We start from the raw sequence: 17,860 nt of genomic DNA on the forward strand, positions 1-17,860 counted from the left end.
CCTCGCCGCGTTGTCGTCGGTCGCCAACGCTCCGCGTTGACTCCCTCCTCCGCCTTGCGATCCACGGCACCAGACGCCGCTCCCCGATCCGGCCTGATCGACAAGACACCCCCTAGCCCCGGCGGACCGTGATCGTCGTCCAGGCGCCGACGTGCACCCGGTCGCCGTCCTGGAGCGGGACGGGGACGTACGGCTGGATCGGTTCTTCGCCACCGTTGATCGTCGTGCCGTTGGTGGAGTTCTGGTCCACCACCGCCCACGAGCCGTCCGGCTGCTGCACCAGCACCGCGTGCTGGTGCGAGACGCCCGGGTCCTCCGGCGGCACGGAGAGGTCGATGTCGGGGGACTCGCCGGTGGAGTGCCTGCGGCGGCCGATGCTGACCTGGTTCCCCTGGAGCGGCAGATGCTGCTCGGGGGAGTAGGCGGGCAGGTTGAGACCCGTGGCCTCCGGACCGCTGCGCTGCATCATCGCCATGAAGTAGTCGCGGTCCGGCCCGATGTACGCCGACCAGCCCGCGGCGGGCCGCTGCGGCTGGTACTGCTGCTGCGGGGGTTGCGGGGCGTGTTGCTGCGGCGGCGCCTGGGGGGCGTGCTGCTGCATCGGGGGCGCCTGCGGCGGAGCCTGGGGCTGCGAGGGCGGCGGCAGCATCCAGTCGTCACCGCCTCCGCCCCCACCGTGCTGCGGCGGGGCCTGCGGAGCGGGCTGCTGAGGCGCCTGCTGCCCGGGCGGCGGGCTCTGGAAGAAGGACGGCGGGGGCTGCGGCGGTCCCTGCTGGAACCCCTGCGGTGCCTGCGGCGGCGGGGGAGCCTGCCCCTGGGGCGGCTGCTGCTGCATCGGCGGGCGCTGGTGCGGCGCCTGGTGGTGCGTGGGGTCGGCGGACAGCGGCTCCGCCGGCCGGTTCATCTGCGAGGGCCGTGAGCTCTGGTAGTCGTACGGGTCCTGCTGCTGCGGAGCCTGCGGCTGCGGCGGACGCGGCGGCGACTGGAAGCCCGGCGGCAGATTGAGGCCCGGCGGCGGGCTCTGCTGCGGGGAGGGCGGTGCCACCGGGGTGTACGAGGTCGCCGTGTTGGTCAGGAAGTTCCAGCGGCACTCCTCGCAGAACGGGGCCATGGCCTCGCGCGGGGTGCGGCACTGGGGGCAGAGCTCCGCCTGGGCGGTCGCGTTCGGGTCGTAACCCCCGGGACCCTGTCCGGGTCCGGCCGGGCCCGGGTATCCGTACGCCGGCGGCGGGGGCGGGGGAGGCGGCGGTACGGCACCCGCCGGCGCACCCGCCCCGGCCATGCGGTGGCCGCAGACCTCGCACCAGTCGTCGGAGACCGACTGGTGTCCGTTCGGGCAGGTCGGCATGTCGGTGCTTCCCCCTCTCGTCGTCCGGCCCCCTGGCCGGGCTACTTCTTGACGCGAACCGTCTTGGTGGAGCGGGTCTCGAGAGTCATCTCGTCCGCTTCCGCGACCTTCGCCTTCAAACGCACAGTACCTGTCGCCGCGTCGACGACGTCCACCACCTTCGAAAGCAGTTTCGCAGTGTCCTCGTTGCCCGAGGCGGCCGCCAACTGCACCGCGCGCCCCAGTTTGGCCGTCGCCCCGTCGTGGTCACCGGACTTGCGGGCGTCCAGGCCCTGCTGGATGACCTGCGCCAATTCGGCCTGGCCCGTGTAGTGCGCGACTTGTGGGTTGATCGACGTGGACATCGCCATGTCGTCCGTCCACACCGCCCGGACCAGGCCCTGACCCAGCGTCTGCGGAGTGCCGCCCGCCGGGTCGGGGACGATCAGCGAGACCCGGGCCGCGAGCATCTCCTGGCCGATTTGGGCCTGTGGAACGCGGACACAGACGTGGTAGTCCCGGGACTCGTCGCCCCAGGAGCCGGTCGGGTAGTCACCGGCTCGCGGGGGCACCTCCGTACGGCGCGAGGTCAGGTCCTCGACCGTCGGCGCGACCTGCTTCACGAAGGAGATCTCCACCCCGACCGGGGTCCACAGGCGCAGTGCGACATCCGCGACCTCCTTGCCCATGGCGTTCTCCATCATGGTCGTGAAGTCCGCGGAGAGGCCCGTCGGGTCGGCCACGATGTCCGCCGTGCCGAGCAGGGCGGAGGCGATGCCGGTGACCTCCTTGACCTCCCAGTCCGTACCGACGCCCCGCGCGTCACAGGTGAACCGGCCGGCGCAGGCGTCCAGCGCGCTCCGCAGGTCCTCCGGCGTCTCGTGTTCGTTGCGCCCGTCGGTGAGCAGGATGCCGTGCCGGATCGGCACCTCGGCGGAGGCCAGCAGCCGGTCCGCGAGGGCGAGCCAGGTCCCGATCGCCGTACCGCCGCCCGCGCTCAGCCGGCGCAGCGCGTCCTTGGCCTGGCCACGGGTCGCCGGTCCCGCGACGGCGAGGCGGCCGTTGCCGGGGAAGACCTCCTGCGCCACATGCGTACCCGCGATCACGGCGAAGGAGGTGCCGTCGCGCAGGGCGTCGATGGCGGCGGCCGTGGCGTCCCGCGCGCCGCGCATCTTCGTCGGCGGGTAGTCCATCGAACCGGAGCAGTCGACCATGATCACCACGGCGGCGTCGGCGCCGGTGCCGCTCAGCGCCGCGCCGCCGCTCGTGCCGCCGCCGGTCGAGGTGACCGTGACGATGGCGTTGACCTCACGCCCGCCCTCGGGCAGGAACTCGTTCTGGTACACGTCCACCGAGAACTGCGGCACGTTCGACTTGGAGAAGTTCGCCATGGATTGAGGCTCCTCGACAGACAAGCGTGAAAGGTGAAAAGGGGCAGGGCGCAGGCGACCGCTCAGGCCGATCCTGCCCCTTGCGGGGAGAGGGCGAACGGCAGCAGCGCCACTGTTACGTTGTCGTGGCCCCCGCCGTCGAGGGCGTGGCCGACCAGCACCTGGGCGCCGTGCAGCAGCCGTCCGGCGGCGTCCGCCGGCACGACCCGGGCCATCTCCTCCGCGGCCTCCGCGTAGTTCCAGAGCCCGTCGGTGCAGACCACGACCACGCCCGGCCGGTCCGGCTTGAACGCGGCCGTGTGCGGCTCCAGTTCGTACGCGTCGGCGCCCAGCCAGCCGGTGATGGCGTGGGCGCGCTCGTCCGCGTACGCCTCCGCCTCGTTCATCAGGCCCGCGGCGACCATCTGGGCCGCCCAGGAGTCGTCCTGGGTCAGCCGGGCGGGCGGCGAAGTGCGGTCGTCCGGCACCCAGTAGGCACGGCTGTCGCCGACCCAGCCGACGATCAGCAGCCCGTCGGCGACGACCGCGCCGACGATGGTGCAGGCCGGGGCGTTCTGGTGGCGGTGCGGATCGTGCTCCATGCCGCCCTGCCCGGGCTCCTCGGCCAGGGAGTTGACCGCCTCGGCGGCGGCGACGATCGCCTCGTGCATGGCCTGCTGCGGGTGGGTGCCGCGGGGCAGGGCGGCGAGCAGCGACTGACCGGCGGCGCTCGCGGCGGCGGCGGACGCCTCGTCGGGACGGGTCGCCGAGGAGACGCCGTCGCAGACGATCGCCAGGGTGGCGGGGGAGCCGTCGGGGAGCGCGGTGGCGGAGACCGTGAACGCGTCCTCGTTGCGGTGGTGGCGCAGGCCGCGGTCGCTGACGGCGGCGACCGCGGAGAGCTCCTGCTCCATGTGGTCGCGCTCGCGGGGCTGGGCGTGCCCGCAGTTCTCGCAGTACCCGTCGGGGTCCACATGTCCGGCGCGGCAGGCGACGCACAGCTTGGTCCCGGCGGGCGGGGTCGGCGTCGGCGGGGCGGTACGGGGGTCGGGCGCGGCGAGCGTGAAGTCGCCGTCGGTGCCGGGGGAGACGGTTGCCTCCGGGGCGCCCGCGGGGTCCACGGCACCCATGGTGCCCGCCGTCTCGGCGGCGAGCGCCGCGAGACCGCTGCCGGACGTCGCGGCGGCATGCGGTCCGTCCGTACGGACCGGGACGGTCGGCAGATCCCGTGCGGGCCGAGCCGCCGAGGCGTCCGCCCCCTCCGCCGCCTCCGTGGCCGGGAGGTCGTGGCCGCCCGAGTCCGTGCCGGGAAGGTCGCCCGGGTGCTGGGTCACCGTCGACAGGGAGCCGGGCTCGCGGGCCGGGGCGTCGGGCCAGCTCACGGGCGTACCGATCGCCACCGTCGGCCGGTCCGGCGCCGGCGCCGGTACGGCCGACAGGTCGTATCCGCACGCACCGCAGAACCGGTCACCCGTGTCCAGCGGCTCCGCGCAGCCGGGGCAGGCCGAGAGATCGTGCTGGGGCTTCTGGGACATACTCACACCCACGTCCTGGGGCGGAAACGGTTGGCCCGCTCCACCAGTTCGATCCTCTCCTCGCCCCGCTGAGCGAGCCGGGCGAGCACCCGGTACGAGCGTTCGAGGCCGAAGCGCAGTCCGCGCTCGTCCAGTTCGCTGCCGAGCAGCAGTGCGCCGCCGGGTCCCGCTCCGGGACTTCCGGAGAGTACCCAGTCGAGCGCCGTGCCGAGGACCTCCGTCGACAACTGCTCCCGGCGCACCGCGTCCAGACCGAAGCCCTGGAGCGCGGAGACCTGTGCCGCCGCCGCCGTCAGATCCGCGCCGAGCGGCTCGTTCGGCGGCCGCCGCCGAAGCCGGGCCCGCACGGCCGCGACCCGGGCCGCGGTGTAGTGGATCGACGCCTCCGGTACGGACTCCAGGGTGCGTACGGCTCCGGTGCGGTCACCGGCCGCCAGCTGCACCCGGGCGAGCCCGAACGCGGCGCTGACGAAACTCGGGTCGGTCGCCCACACCAGGCGGTAGTACTCCGCCGCGTTGTCCAGCTGGCCGAGGACCTCCGCGCAGATGCCGAGGGCCAGCTTGGGCGCGGGCTCCCCGGGAAACGCGTCGTAGACCGCGTCGAAGGACAGCGCCGCGTTCTCGTGGTCGCCGGTCACCAGGGAGGTGAGACCGCGGTACCAGACCACCCGCCAGTCGTCCGGGACCTGCTCCTCCAGCATGGCGAGCGCGCGCCCGGCGGAGCCCAGGTCGCCCATCTCCAGACGGGCCCGCAGCTCGCGCAGCCGCAGTTCGAGGGAGGGCGCGGGAGCGTGGTGCAGGGCGCTGATCAGCTCGGCGGGCGCGGAGGCCATCAGTCCGGCGAGGAATCCGGCGTTCGGGTCCCCCGGGTCCACCCGCGGGACGGGCAGCGCGAGCGACGTGGCCCGCCCGTCCAGGGGCGTGAGCAGCGGACCGGCACCCACCACCCCGGCCACCCCGGCAGATCCGGCCGGCGCACCGGCGCCCGTGCCCGGCGGCAGGGCCTTGCGCCCGCGCCGCGTCTCCCGGGCGCCCAGGGCGGACACGTCCTCCGTCAGCTCGGCGAACAACTGCGTGTCCGTGACCCGCAGTTCCGTGCCGAACAGCGTCGAGAGCGCCGGGCGCGGCCGGCCCGACTGGAGGGCGACGACCTCCCGCAGCACGCCGGTCAGCTGCTCCGCCATCTCCTGCGCGGAGGAGAACCGGCGGGCCGGGTCGGGGTCCGTCGCACGCACCAGGAGCCGGTAGAAGGACTCGTACGTCCGGAAGACCTCGATGTGGTCCGGCTCGGGCAGCGAGTCGACGAAGACGTTGGTGTAGCCCTGGAAGTCGAAGGTCAGGACGGCCAGCGTGCGCGCCACCGTGTAGAGATCGCTCGCCACCGAGGGGCCGACATCGGCCACCTCGGGGGCCTGGTAGCCGACGGTGCCGTAGATGGCGGACTCGTCGTCGTCCATCCTGCGGACCGCGCCCATGTCGATCAGCTTGAGCTGGTCCTCGGACTGGATCGCGTTGTCGACCTTGAAGTCGCAGTACAGCAGGTTCCGGCTGTGCAGGTGTCCGAGCGCCTCCAGGGCCTCGATCCCGTACGCGCAGGCCTGCTCCACCGGCAGCGGATCGCGCCGGCCGTCCGCCGTCCTGCGGTCGTTGGCGATCTCCTTGAGCGACTTGCCGCCGACGTACTCCATGACGATGTAGCCGTCCATGGAGCCGGTGCGCTGGTCGAGGTGCTCGACGAAGTTGTAGATCCGGACGATGTTGGAGTGCTCGATCTCGGCGAGGAAGCGGCGCTCGGAGATCGCCGCGGCCATCGCGTCCTGGTCGCCGGTGTCGAGCAGGCCCTTGAGCACCACCCAGCGATCGGAGACCGCCCGGTCGACGGCGAGATAGATCCAGCCGAGCCCGCCGTGCGCGAGACAGCCCGCGACCTCGTACTGCCCGTGCACGATGTCGCCGCCGCGCAGCTTCGGCACGAAGGAGTACGGATGACCGCACTTGGTGCAGAAGCCCTCCGTGCGGCCCGGCCGGTCACCGCGCGAACGGCCCACCGGCGCCCCGCAGTCCGAGCGCGAGCAGAATCGCTTCCGCTCGGGAACCTCGGGGTTCTCCATCACCGCGCCGCGCGGGTCCGGACGCGGCACCTCGGGGATCGAGACCAGGCCGGCGCCCAGCCGGTTCCGCCCGGACTGCGCCGCCGACGCGCCCGAGCTGCGCACCGAGACCGAACGGCTGCTGCTCCCGCCCGACAGCGAGCGGGAGAGCCGCCCGGAGACCGAGCGGCGGGAGGTGGACGAGCGGGAGGAGCGCGAGGAGCTGCGGGAGGACGCGCGCGAGCTCGACCGGGACGAGGTCGACCCCTTGCCGGGCACGGCCATCCCGGTCGGGTTGGCCTGGAGCATTCCGCCCGCGGCCACGACCGGCGCGAGCCCGCAGGTGTCGCAGTACAGCTCGCCGCCGCCCATGTCCTCGTACGATCCCTCGCACGAGGGACGCTGACAGGTGCTCACCACTGACTCCCCCTGGCATCTCTGGGTCCGGAGAGGACCTCCGCGGCGGCCTGCTGGTACCGCAGCACCGCCTGCTCGGCGACCCGCAGGTCGCACGGCGCGCTCCACAGCATCCGGCGGGCCGCGTCGTACCGCTCGATCAGCAGCGGATCCTCGGCCGCGCCCAGGCGGGCGACCTTCGCCTTGTACGCGTCGAGCCGGCCGCGCAGCTCGGCGCGGACCGCCAGCGGCGCGGTGACGGCGGTCAAGGACTCGCGGGCGCGCAGCAGTTCGTCCTCCGCCTCCCGCTCCAGGGACTCCAGGAGCGGGGAGAGCCGGTGCCACTGGGCGTGCCTGCGGTACTCGGCGGCCGTCGAGAGCCGTTCCTGGAGGACCGTCGGCGGGCCGCTGACGGCCGGCACCTCGGAGGCCGCGATCTTGGCGAGGACCTCACCGCGCGCCGCCCGGGCCTCGGCCAGCGTCCGGTCGGCCCGCGAGAGCACGTCCCGCAGCCGCAGCAGCCGCTCCTCGGAGTCCTGCCGGACCGCGAGGACCGCCTCGATCTCCCGCCGGATGTCCTCCAGGGCCCGCGCCGCCCGGTCGTACCGCTCGGTGTCGGGCCGTCCGCCGCCGGGCGCCGAACTGCCCGCCGCGGGACGCCAGAAGGTCAGCGGGTCGGTGACGACCTCGGCGCGCAGCGCGGTCAGCTCGGCCGTGATCGCCTCCAGCTCGTCGCCGGCCGGGTGTTCCCCGGGCCGAACGCCGACCGAGTGTGCCAGCGAACGCGTCCGCCCCAGCTCGGCGGCGAGGAGGTCTATCCGGGCGGGCAGCGCGGACCAGACTGCGTCGGCGGTCACGACCGTGTCGAGCGAGGACGCGTACAGCTCGTTCATCCGCCGGACGAGCGCCTCCAGCGTGAACCGCTCGGAGAGCAGGGCCTGCTGCTGCGCCCCGCCCGCGACGACGACGCTCTCGCCGCGCAGCCGCTCGGTCAGCTCCTCCAGGTCCTCCCGGCTGGACCAGCGCCGCCGCGCCCGCAGCTCACGGGCTTCGCTCAGCGCGCCGGTGTACGCGTCGAAGTACGTCCAGAGCAGGGTGATCGTCCGCTCGGTGGACTGCCAGCGGTCCCGGGTCGTGCCGGTCAGCTCCGCGCCTTCCAGCAGCCTGCGGCCCGCGTGGTCCTGGAGAGCGAGGAGCGAGTCCTCGATCGCCTTGTGCTCCGCGCCGAGCCGCGCCAGCGCACGGTCCACCTCGTCCCGGTCCATCACCGGCCCGGGGGTGCCCGCGACGCCCATCGATCACCTCTCGCTCTGCTTGTACTTCGGTGCGGGCGGCCCGGATATCCCGGGCAGGTCCGCCTTCAGCCACTTGTCGTACGCCGTCTTCCAGGCGCCCTGTCGGTACTGCACGAGGACCTGGTTGACCCGGCGGACCAGGTCGTCGTTGCCGAGCTTGGCGGCGACTCCGTAGTACTCGGTGGTGAACGGCTTGCCCTTGAGCTCGACCGCCGGGTCCTGCGCGGCCTGGCCGGCCCCCAGCGCGTTGTCCGTGAGGACCGCGTCGACCTCGCCCAGCTGGAGCCGGGCCAGGCAGTCCAGCTGGTTGGGGACGGTCAGCAGGTCCTTGTCGGCCTTGGTGCCGTCCGCCTCGTCCTTGAACGTCGCGCCGAAGGCGTTCTGCTCCAGGGCCTCGTAGGCGGTGGAGCCCTCGGCCGTGCAGACCCTCTTGCCGCCGAGCGAGGAGTCGTACCCGGTGATCGTGGAACCCTTGGGCGCGAGGATCTGCTGGCCGACCTGGAAGTAGGCGGTGGAGAAGGCGACCTGCTCGATCCGCTTGCAGTTGATCGTCATCGTCCGCACGACGAGGTCGACCTTGCCGCTCTCCAGGGCCGCGATCCGCTGATTGGTGGGGATGGCCCGGAAGATGATGTCGCTCTCGCTGCCGAGGACGTCCTTGGCGATCGCCTTCGCCAGGTCGATGTCGAAGCCCTCGAGCGTGCGCTCCTCCGCGTTGCGGTAGCCCCAGCGGAAGCTGTTCTGGTCGACGCCGACGATGAGCTTCCCCCGGGCCTTGATCGCCGCGATCGAGGGGCCGTCGGCGCTCGACGGGGTGAGGGAGGCTTCCGGGTTCTCGCAGGTGTCCGCCTTCACGGGCATACCGATGCCCACGCCCGGCCCGGTCACCTCGGTCGCTCCCGAATCGCCGCGGGCGCTGTGGGTGAGGGGCAGCAGGGTCAGCGAGGCGGTCAGACCGCACGCCACGGCCATGGCAGCCACCCCGCCCCAGCCGCGCAGCCGCCCGAGGGGCCGGCTGCCGAGGAGGCGTCCGCGGAGCCCGGCCGGGCCGCGCATCCTCGCGCCGTCGACGCCGTTCCGCATCCCGCCCCCTCTCACCGGTACTCCGACAGCCTGCGGTTGATGCCCACGATCGCACCGGCCGCGCCGAGCACGCCGAGCGCGGCGGCGCCCAGCGGGAGCCCGGTCAGAGCTCCCCGGCCGCCCTCGGCGGCGCTGGTGAACTCGGACTGCTCATGGGCCAGAGCCTTCTTCAGGGCGGCGTCGACCTGGTCGAACGACTGCCCGGTGGTCTTGTCGGGGCCGACGACCCGGAGCCGCGCCCCCTCGAAGTCGCCCGCGTCGTCCTTCGCGCGGGCGTCCTTGTGCCGGTCCTTCCACTCGGCGGTGCGCTCCGCCACGGTGGCCAGCGGGTCGCGCCCGGCGTCGTCGTCGGCCAGCTCCCGGGCCTGGGCGAGCGCGTCGGTCAGCGCGGTCATGCTGCTCGTGTAGTCCGTCTCGTACTTGTCGTTCTTGCCGTCCTCGGTGAGGACGGCGCCGCGCGCGACCAGCGTCAGGTTCTCGTTGGCCCGCGCCTTCAGGGAGCTGATCCGGGCGGCGTTGAGGACCTGGAGCGAGCTCTGCCCGTGCTCGCGGGCGTCATGGAGACCGGCGCGGGCGACGGTGTGCGCCGCCGCCATCCAGAGCAGCACGACCACGGAGGCCGCGGTGGCGGCGAGCAGCCCGTGGTTGAACACCCGGTTCGTCAGGGCGTAGTTGCGCCGCTGGGCCAGGACCAGGACGGCGAGGGCGAGGATGCCGAGCGCGAGGGAGAGGTACGGCCAGTCCCGGGCGTCCTCGTCGTCCTGCTGGAGGCGCGCGGTCTCGGCCTCGTAGAGGCGCTCGGCGGCGGGCAGCAGCTCGCTGGTCATCTGCTTGTTGGCGTACCGCAGATAGGCGCCGCCGAGCGGCAGGCCCTGCCGGTTCGCGGCGCGGGCCCGCTCGATCAGGCCGGTGTAGCGGGGGAGCTGCTCGTTGAGGGCGGCGATCTCGCGGGCCGACTCGGTCGAACCCTCGGTGCTCGCCGCGGCCTTGACCAGGAGGCGGGAGGCGGTCCTGATGTCGTCGGCGTACCGCTTCTGGATGTCCGCGGGCTCCTGCGCGCCGGCCAGGAAGGCGCTGGCCGCGGCCGTGTCGGCGTCGGCGAGCGAGCGGTAGATGTCGGCGGCGTCGGCGCTCAGCGGCTGGCTGCGGCTCACCACATCGTCGGCGGAGGAGGCCCGGTCGGCGACCTCGAAGGCGGTGACGCCCCCGAACGCGACGACCAGCAGGGCCAGTACGGCTCCGAGGATCTGCAGCCGTCCGGGCTCGGTCGTGGCGGCCCGCCGCAGTCGCTCCTTCACCTCGCCCCAGGCGCTCGGACCGGCGGGCGGCGGGGTGACGGGCGCCACGGACGGCTGCGCGGGCACGCCCGGGCCCGGCTGTGCCGGGGCGGTGCCCGGTGCCGAGGCGGCGGGCGCATTCGGCGGGTATGTCAACGTGGCCTCCCCCTCGGTCGATGACGACTCCCCGGAGGGCAGTATGGCCTCAGGGGCCCCACCCGCACACCAGGAATGACGCGATCTTGTTCCTATCGTGCCTCACGTCCGCGCCACCCCCGTAGGCGAACCCCCTGCTATGAATACGCCTCCCGGCCGAAATCGGTTCCATCACGCAGGGGTGAACACGACCGGAGGGGGCGCCCCGAAGGACGCCCCCGCCGGTCGTGCGGCCTCACGCGCCGTAGTGCTCCCGCAGTCGCGCGGCCGCCTGGGGACCGTCCCCCCGCTCGTCGAGCGCGAACAGCCCCGCGCCCAGCACCGGCGGCGCGGTCACGACCCCGATCACGGCCTTCGGCGCCTTCACGGCCAGCAGTTCGGAGATCCGGGTGTCCAACTCCGGGTGCCGCGCGGCCAGCACGCTGCCCCCCAGCATCACCGGCACCTCCTCGTCCAGCAGACCGAGGCGCCCGAGGGCGACCGTCGACAGCGCGACGACCTCCTCCGCGAGCCGGTGCACCAGCGACCGGGCGATCGCGTCGCCCGCCGCGCTCGTACGGAACAGCACGGGCGTCAGCTCGTGCCGACGCTCGAACGGGACACGGCCCAGGTGCAGCGCCTCGATCAGCGCGTACATGGACGGCAGTCCGAAGTGCGCGGGCAACTCCCCGGCCAGGGCGGTCGCCTCACCCCGCCCGTCCTCCGCACGGGCCGCGAACCAGAGAGCCTCCTCGGCGAGTCCGCTGCCGCCGCCCCAGTCGCCGGAGATCTTCCCGATGGCGGGGAAGCGGGCGGTACGGCCGTCCGGCACCATGCCGACACAGTTGATGCCCGCCCCGCACACCACGGCGACGCCCCGCGGCTCGTCGACCCCGGCGCGCAGGATGGCGAAGGTGTCGTTGCGGACCCGGATCGAACGGCTCCACCGCCGCGCGTAGAGGGCCTTCTCCAGCTCCTGCTCCTCCACCGCCAGATCGGCGTTGGCGAGGCAGGCGGAGACGTGCGAGAACGCGGGCGGGGAGTCGGCGCCACCGGCCTCCGCCCAGGCCCGTCCGACCGCCTCCGCGAGGGTGTCCACGGCCGCCTCGACCCCGACGACCGGGGGCTGGAAGCCGCCGCCGCGCGCCGAGCCGAGCACCCTCCCGCCCGTCCCGACCACCGCGACGTCCGTCTTGCTGTTCCCGGCGTCGATCGCGAGGAGCGGCCCGTTCGGGTTCACGCCCACGCGAGGTGCTCCCGGTTGTGCGCGATCAGCCGGTCGGTGAGCCCGTCGGCGTACGCGTACTGCCCCACCAGGGGGTGGGCGAGCAGCGCCCGGAACACCCGCTCGCGGCCGCCGCGCAGCGCCGCCTCCAGGGCCAGGTCCTCGTACGCGGTCACGTTCGCGATCAGCCCGGCGTACAGCGGGTCGAGCGGGGCGACCGGCAGCGGCGAGGCGCCCTGCGGCCCCACCGCCGCCTGCACCTCGATCACGGCGTCGTCCGGCAGGAACGGCAGCGTGCCGTTGTTGTACGTGTTCACCACCTGGTACGGCGAACCACCGCCCGCCCGTCGCCCACCACCACCCTCGACGGATGGCCCTTCGGGCCCGCTGCTGCCTCCCAGGAGGGAGGCGGCGAGATCCACGGCTGCCTCCGAGTAGAACGCGCCGCCGCGCTTGCCGAGCAGCGCCGGCTTCTCGTCGAGCGCCGGGTCCCCGTACATCTCCAGGAGTTCCTTCTCCATCGCGGCGACCTCGGCGGCCCGCGAGGGCTTGGCGCCGAGCTCCCGTACGACCTCGTCGTGCGCGTAGAAGTACCGCAGGTAGTACGAGGGGACGACGCCGAGCCGGTCCACGATCGAGTGCGGCAGACTGAGGTCGTCGGCGATGGCCTCGCCGTGCTCGGCGAGCAGCCGGGGCAGGACGTTCTCGCCCTCGGGTCCGCCGAGGCGGACGGCCGTCTCCCAGGTCAGGTGGTTGAGCCCCACGTGGTCGAGATGGACGTCGGCGGGTGCCACGTCGAGCATCCCGGCGAACTTCCGCTGGAAGCCGATGGCCACGTTGCACAGCCCGACGGCCTTGTGGCCGGCCTGGAGCAGGGCGCGCGTGACGATGCCGACGGGGTTGGTGAAGTCGATGATCCAGGCGTCCGGGTTGGTCCGCCGGACCCACTCGGCGATGTCCAGGACCACCGGCACGGTCCGCAGCGCCTTGGCGAGCCCGCCGGCGCCGGTGGTCTCCTGCCCGACGCAGCCGCACTCCAGCGGCCAGGTCTCGTCCTGGTTCCGGGCGGCCTGCCCGCCGACCCGCAGCTGGAGCAGCACGGCGTCCGCCCCCTCCACTCCGGCGTCCATGTCGGAGGTGGTGACGATCTTCCCGTCGTGGCCCTGCTTGGCGAAGATCCGCCGGGCCAGGCCGCCGACCAGCTCCAGCCGGTCGGTGGCCGGGTCGACGAGGACGAGTTCGGAGATGGGCAGGGTGTCGCGCAACCGCGCGAAACCGTCGATCAGTTCGGGGGTGTAGGTGGAGCCGCCCCCCACGACAGCGAGCTTCATATGTCGTATCAGCCCTTCACTCCGGTCAGTGTGACTCCCTCGACGAACGCCTTCTGGGCGAAGAAGAAGACGAGGATCACAGGGGCCATGACCAGTACGGTCGCGGCCATGGTCAGGTTCCAGTCGGTGTGGTGCGCGCCCTTGAAGGACTCCAGGCCGTAACTGAGCGGCCAGGCCCCGGGGTTCTCGGAGGCGTAGATCTGCGGCCCGAAGTAGTCGTTCCAGCAGTAGAAGAACTGGAACAGCGCGACGGCGGCGATGCCGGGCCTGGCCATCGGGAGCACGATCCTGAGGAGGGTACGGAACTCGCCGCACCCGTCGATCCGGGCGGCCTCGATGTACTCGTTCGGGATCGTCAGCAGGAACTGGCGCAGCAGGAAGATCGCGAACGCGTCGCCGAACGCCATCGGGACGATCAGCGGCCACAGCGTGCCGGAGAGGTCCATCTGCTTGGCCCAGAACAGGTACATCGGGATGATGATCACCTGTGGCGGCAGCATCATCATCGAGATGACGAGCAGCAGCGACAGATGCCGGCCGCGGAAGCGGAACTTGGCGAGCGCGTACGCCACCGGGATCGAGGAGACCACCACGAGCACGGTGCCGAGCCCCGCGTACAGCAGGGAGTTCCGCCACCAGGTGAGGAAGCCGGGCGTGTCGAGGACCCGGACGTAGTTGTCCCAGTGCCAGGTGTTCGGCGTGAGGTCCCGGGTCAGCGCCTGCTGGTCGCTCATCAGGGACGTCAGGAAGACGAAGACGAAGGGCAGGACGAAGAACAGGGCCGCCGCGATCCCGAGGGAGTGCACGGCGATCCAGTGCAGCGCCGCCTTGCGACGGGCACGCTTCTCGGCGGGGCCCACCACGGGACGGTCGAACGCGGATGCGATGGTCATGGATCAGTCACCCGAGCCGATCAGGCCGCCGCGCCTGCGCATCAGCAGCGCGGTGCAGGCCATGGAGAGGGCGAACAGGGCGAGCGCCACGACGCAGGCGGCGCCGTAGTCGAAGCGGCCGAAGCCGAGGTTGTAGACCAGCTGCGGCAGGGTCAGCGTGGAGTCGTCCGGATAACCCGGCTCGAAGGTCTGGCCGGAGCCGCCCATCACCCCGGAGGCGACCTTCGCCGCCACGATCGGCTGGGTGTAGTACTGCATCGCGCCGATGATCCCGGTGACGACCGCGAAGAGCACGATCGGCGAGATGTTCGGGAGCGTCACGTACCGGAACCGCTGCCAGGCCGAGGCCCCGTCCAGCTCCGCCGCCTCGTACTGCTCCTTCGGTACGTCGAGCAGCGCCGCCATGAAGATGACCATGAGGTCGCCGACGCCCCAGACCGCGAGGACGGTCAGCGCGGGCTTGGCCCAGGCCGCGTCGTTGAACCAGGAGGGCGCCGGGATGCCGACCGCCTCCAGGAGCGAGTTGACCGGCCCCGTGCCCGGGTTGAGCAGGAAGACGAAGGCCAGCGTCGCGGCCACCGGCGGGGCCAGGTACGGCAGGTAGAACAGGGTGCGGAAGACGCCGGCGCCCGTCTTGATCTTGGTGATCAGCAGACCGACGCCGAGGCCGAAGACCACCCGGCAGGCGACCATGACGACGGCCAGCCACAGCGTGTTCTGCATCGCCGGCCAGAACTTCGGCAGGTCCGAGAAGACATACGTCCAGTTGTCCAGGCCCCGCCAGGTCGGCGGGTTGAGCCCGTCGTACTTCATGAAGGAGAAGTACAGGGTCGAGACCAGGGGATAGGCGAAGAAGACGCCGAATCCGACCAGCCAGGGCGACATGAACGCCGCGGTGCGAAGCGCGCCTCGCACGCGCTTCGACCGCAGCGTGTGACGCCCGTCCTGGGAGGCGGCGGCCGGACCGGCCGGCCGCTTCGTGGGCAGGGTGTCGGTGCTCATGAGGAGTGCGCCCCGGCCGTCACTTCGCCTGGGCGATGTCGCGGTCGATCTGGGCCGCGGTGTCCTCGAGGCCCTTCCTCAGATCCGGGACCTGGCCCTTCTCGTACTTCTGGGCGAAGTCCTGGAAGGTGTCCTGGTACGTGGAGCCGTTCACCGCGCCGTCGGACGTGGAGGACTCCGGGTGCTGCGCGATCTCCAGGAAGGTCTTGAAGCGCTCGTCGACCTTGAGGTTCGGGGACTTCAGCGCCTCCAGGGTGGAGGGGACGTTGCCGATGCCGTTGGCGAAGCTCACCACCGCCTCGGTGTCCATGGTCATGTACTTGACCAGCTCCCAGGCCGCGTTCTGCTTCCTGCTCTGCGGCGCGATGCCGATGATCGTGCCGGAGAGGTAGCCCTTGCCGTACTCGGCCACCTCGTCGTCCGCGACCGGCAGCGGCGCGACGCCGACCTCGAAGCCGACCTTGGCCTCCTTGATGAAGTTCAGCCGCCACTCGCCGTCCAGCTGCATGGCGACCTGACCGGTGTGGAAGGGGTGCTTGGCGCCCCACTCGTCACCGAAGGTGGTGCGGTACTTGTCCAGCTTCGCGAACCCGCCCAGGCCGTCGACCAGCGACTTCTGATAGGTCAGCATCTCGGCGAAGCCCGGGTCCTTGGCGAGGAGCGACTTGCCGCTCTCGTCGAAGTACGTGTGGTTCCACTGCGACATGTAGTGGCTCGGGACGGTCTCGTAGCCGAGGTAGTTCGGCATGAAGCCCAGCCGCTCGTAGCCGTCGTCCTTCTCCTTGGTCAGCTTCTTGGCGACCTCCCTGAACTCCGACCAGGTCTTCGGCGGGGCGGTGATGCCGGCCGCCTTGAAGGCGTCCTTGTTGTAGTAGAGCCCGTACGCGTCGGAGAGCAGCGGCAGCGAGCAGCGCTTGCCCTCGAACTGGGTGTAGTCCTGGAGGACCTTGGAGAAGGTCTTGTCCAGGTCCACCTTGTCCTTCTCCAGGAAGGGCTTCAGGTCCGCGAGCGCGCCGGAGGCGCAGAACTTGCCGACGTTGGACGTGGTGAAGGAGGCGGCCACGTCCGGGCCGCTCGAACCGCCCGCGCGCAGCGCCTGGTTGAGCTTGTCGTCGTTGATGTTGCCGACGACCTTCACCTTGATGTTCGGGTGGGCCTTCTCGAAGCGGGCGACGTTGTCCTGGATCGCCTTGACCTCGGAGGGGGCCGACCAGCCGTGCCAGAAGGTGATCGTGGTCTGCGCGTTCGGGTCGTCGCTCGCCTTGTTCTCGGCCGAGCCGGTACAGGCCGAGGCGAGGACGACGATCGAGGCGGTGGCGGCGAGCGCGACGGCGGCTCTGCGCGGGCGTACGGGCATGGCGAAGTCTCCCTGTGGCGGAGGGGGTTACGGGGGGAAGGGGGTACGACGAAGAGACGGCTGGACGGCGCCGGGCGGTGAGTCGGTGGTCGAACCGGATGGTGGGCCGGGTGGTGCGGGGTCCGCGGTCCTAGCGGGACGTGTCGAAGACCTCGTCGCGGGTGGTGGCGAGGGCGCTTTCCAGGGCCCCGCGCAGGACGGGGCGCCGTTCCACGTCCCCGAGGACGAGCCGGGGCCGGGAGGCGGCGAGTTCGGCGAGCTCGGACTGGACGCGCTCGCGCAGCGGTTCCCCGCCGGCGACGGTCACCTCGCCGGACAGGACGAGGAGTTCGGGGTCGAGTACGGCGACGAGGGAGGCGAGACCGGTGGCGAGGCGCTCGGCGTACCGGTCGAGCAGCGCCGCGTAGCGGGGGTCGTCGTCGTGGTGGGCGGCGGCGTGGGCGAGCAGCCGGGTCGCGGTGGGCACATAGGGCTGCTCGGGGGTGTCGATGCCGAGCTCCCGGGCGATCCGGGGCACGGACTGGACGCCGGCGAGCTCCTGGAAGCCGCCGGAGTTGGCCTTGGTGACCTGCCGTACGAGCGGGGTGCCGGGCACGGGCAGGAAGCCGACCTCGCCGGCGCCGCCGGTGAAGCCGCGGTGGAGCCGGCCGCCGAGGACGAGGGCGGCGCCGAGGCCCTCCTGGTTCCACAGCAGCACGAAGTCCTCGTGGCCCCGGGCGGCGCCCAGGCGCTGCTCGGCGACGGCGGCGAGGTTGACGTCGTTCTCGTACTCGAACGGCATCGGGAGCACCGCCGCCAGCTCCTCCAGGAGCGTGGGGGAGTGCCAGCCGGGCAGATGGGAGGCGTACCGCAGCCGCCCGGTGGCCGGGTCGAAGGCGCCGGGGGTGCCGATGACGAGGCGGTGCACCTCGGCGCGGGTGATCCCGGCGTCCTTGACGGCGCCGTCGAGGGCGGTGGTGACCTGTTGTACGACGCCCTCCGGGGCGCGCCCCGGTGTTCCGAGCTCGAACTCGCCGACGACCTCGCCGGTGATGTCCGCGACGGCGGCGCGGATCCGGTGCGGGTTCACATCGAGTCCGGCGGCGAAGGCGGCCCGGGGGTTGAGCTCGTACAGCTGGGCGCTGGGTCCCGGCCGCCCCGCCGTGGTGCCGGTGGCGAGGACGAGCCCGGCGGCTTCGAGCCGGGCGAGGAGCTGGGAGGCGGTCGGCTTGGAGAGGCCGGTGAGCTTGCCGATCCGCGTGCGGGACAGGGTCCCGTGCTCCAGGAGCAGGTCGAGGGCGGCGCGGTCGTTCATGGCCCGCAGGACGCGCGGGGTGCCGGGGGTTCCCGGGGTCGTACCGGCCATGACGATGCACCTGCCCTTCGGCTCTGGAGGGGCCATTCTGCTGCCCCGTCGCCCGCTCCCCCAACTGCACTGTTAGGAAAGTTTCCTATTCGGTGGGAGGACCGTAGGACGGGCGTCACCGGGGCGTCAATACCCCCGCACGCCCCCCTCCCCCCCCCCCCCAACCAAAACGAAAAGAAGGGGGGGGGGGGGGGCGCGC

At 72.5% G+C, this 17,860-nt stretch carries 13 protein-coding genes; all 13 read right to left on the bottom strand.

The window, feature by feature from the left end; translation table 11 throughout:
• Positions 1-112: 112 nt before the first annotated feature.
• Positions 113-1,348, bottom strand: coding sequence for an FHA domain-containing protein (locus ACFVZW_RS34325; RefSeq protein WP_384529909.1), 1,236 nt, complete (start codon positions 1,346-1,348; stop codon positions 113-115).
• Positions 1,349-1,389: 41 nt separating this feature from the next.
• Positions 1,390-2,718, bottom strand: coding sequence for a VWA domain-containing protein (locus ACFVZW_RS34330; RefSeq protein ID WP_384529912.1), 1,329 nt, complete (start codon positions 2,716-2,718; stop codon positions 1,390-1,392).
• A gap of 62 nt (positions 2,719-2,780) precedes the next feature.
• Positions 2,781-4,232 (bottom strand): PP2C family serine/threonine-protein phosphatase, encoded by a 1,452-nt coding sequence (locus tag ACFVZW_RS34335; RefSeq protein WP_384529938.1) that lies wholly within the window; start codon positions 4,230-4,232, stop codon positions 2,781-2,783.
• 2 nt (positions 4,233-4,234) lie between these two features.
• Positions 4,235-6,694, bottom strand: a complete 2,460-nt coding sequence (locus ACFVZW_RS34340) for a tetratricopeptide repeat protein (protein ID WP_384529941.1) — start codon at positions 6,692-6,694, stop codon at positions 4,235-4,237.
• A gap of 41 nt (positions 6,695-6,735) precedes the next feature.
• A complete protein-coding gene (locus ACFVZW_RS34345) occupies positions 6,736-8,013 on the bottom strand; it encodes a hypothetical protein (RefSeq protein ID WP_384529915.1) in 1,278 nt (425 codons plus the stop codon).
• Between the two features lie 3 nt (positions 8,014-8,016).
• Positions 8,017-9,069, bottom strand: a complete 1,053-nt coding sequence (locus ACFVZW_RS34350) for a glutamate ABC transporter substrate-binding protein (protein WP_384529944.1) — start codon at positions 9,067-9,069, stop codon at positions 8,017-8,019.
• A 38-nt stretch (positions 9,070-9,107) separates the two neighbouring features.
• A complete protein-coding gene (locus tag ACFVZW_RS34355; protein WP_384529918.1) occupies positions 9,108-10,529 on the bottom strand; it encodes a hypothetical protein in 1,422 nt (473 codons plus the stop codon).
• Positions 10,530-10,764: 235 nt separating this feature from the next.
• The gene (locus ACFVZW_RS34360) at positions 10,765-11,754 is read right to left on the bottom strand and encodes an N-acetylglucosamine kinase (RefSeq protein WP_384529921.1); all 990 of its coding nucleotides are present in this window, start codon (positions 11,752-11,754) and stop codon (positions 10,765-10,767) included.
• Complete coding sequence (locus tag ACFVZW_RS34365; RefSeq protein ID WP_384529924.1) at positions 11,745-13,064, bottom strand: 6-phospho-beta-glucosidase; 1,320 nt, start codon at positions 13,062-13,064, stop codon at positions 11,745-11,747. The genes ACFVZW_RS34360 and ACFVZW_RS34365 overlap by 10 nt, the downstream gene beginning before the upstream one ends.
• A gap of 8 nt (positions 13,065-13,072) precedes the next feature.
• Positions 13,073-13,957 carry a carbohydrate ABC transporter permease gene (locus ACFVZW_RS34370; RefSeq protein WP_384529927.1) on the bottom strand — a complete coding sequence of 295 codons (885 nt, stop codon included), beginning with the start codon at positions 13,955-13,957 and terminating at the stop codon, positions 13,073-13,075.
• Positions 13,958-13,960: 3 nt separating this feature from the next.
• Positions 13,961-14,959, bottom strand: a complete 999-nt coding sequence (locus ACFVZW_RS34375) for a carbohydrate ABC transporter permease (RefSeq protein ID WP_384529930.1) — start codon at positions 14,957-14,959, stop codon at positions 13,961-13,963.
• 19 nt (positions 14,960-14,978) lie between these two features.
• Positions 14,979-16,316, bottom strand: a complete 1,338-nt coding sequence (locus tag ACFVZW_RS34380; RefSeq protein WP_384529933.1) for an ABC transporter substrate-binding protein — start codon at positions 16,314-16,316, stop codon at positions 14,979-14,981.
• Positions 16,317-16,446: 130 nt separating this feature from the next.
• Positions 16,447-17,661 carry an ROK family protein gene (locus tag ACFVZW_RS34385; protein ID WP_384529936.1) on the bottom strand — a complete coding sequence of 405 codons (1,215 nt, stop codon included), beginning with the start codon at positions 17,659-17,661 and terminating at the stop codon, positions 16,447-16,449.
• Positions 17,662-17,860 lie beyond the last annotated feature (199 nt).

Origin of the sequence: Streptomyces sp. NPDC059567, from assembly GCF_042735655.1 — a bacterium.
GTDB lineage: Bacteria > Actinomycetota > Actinomycetes > Streptomycetales > Streptomycetaceae > Streptomyces.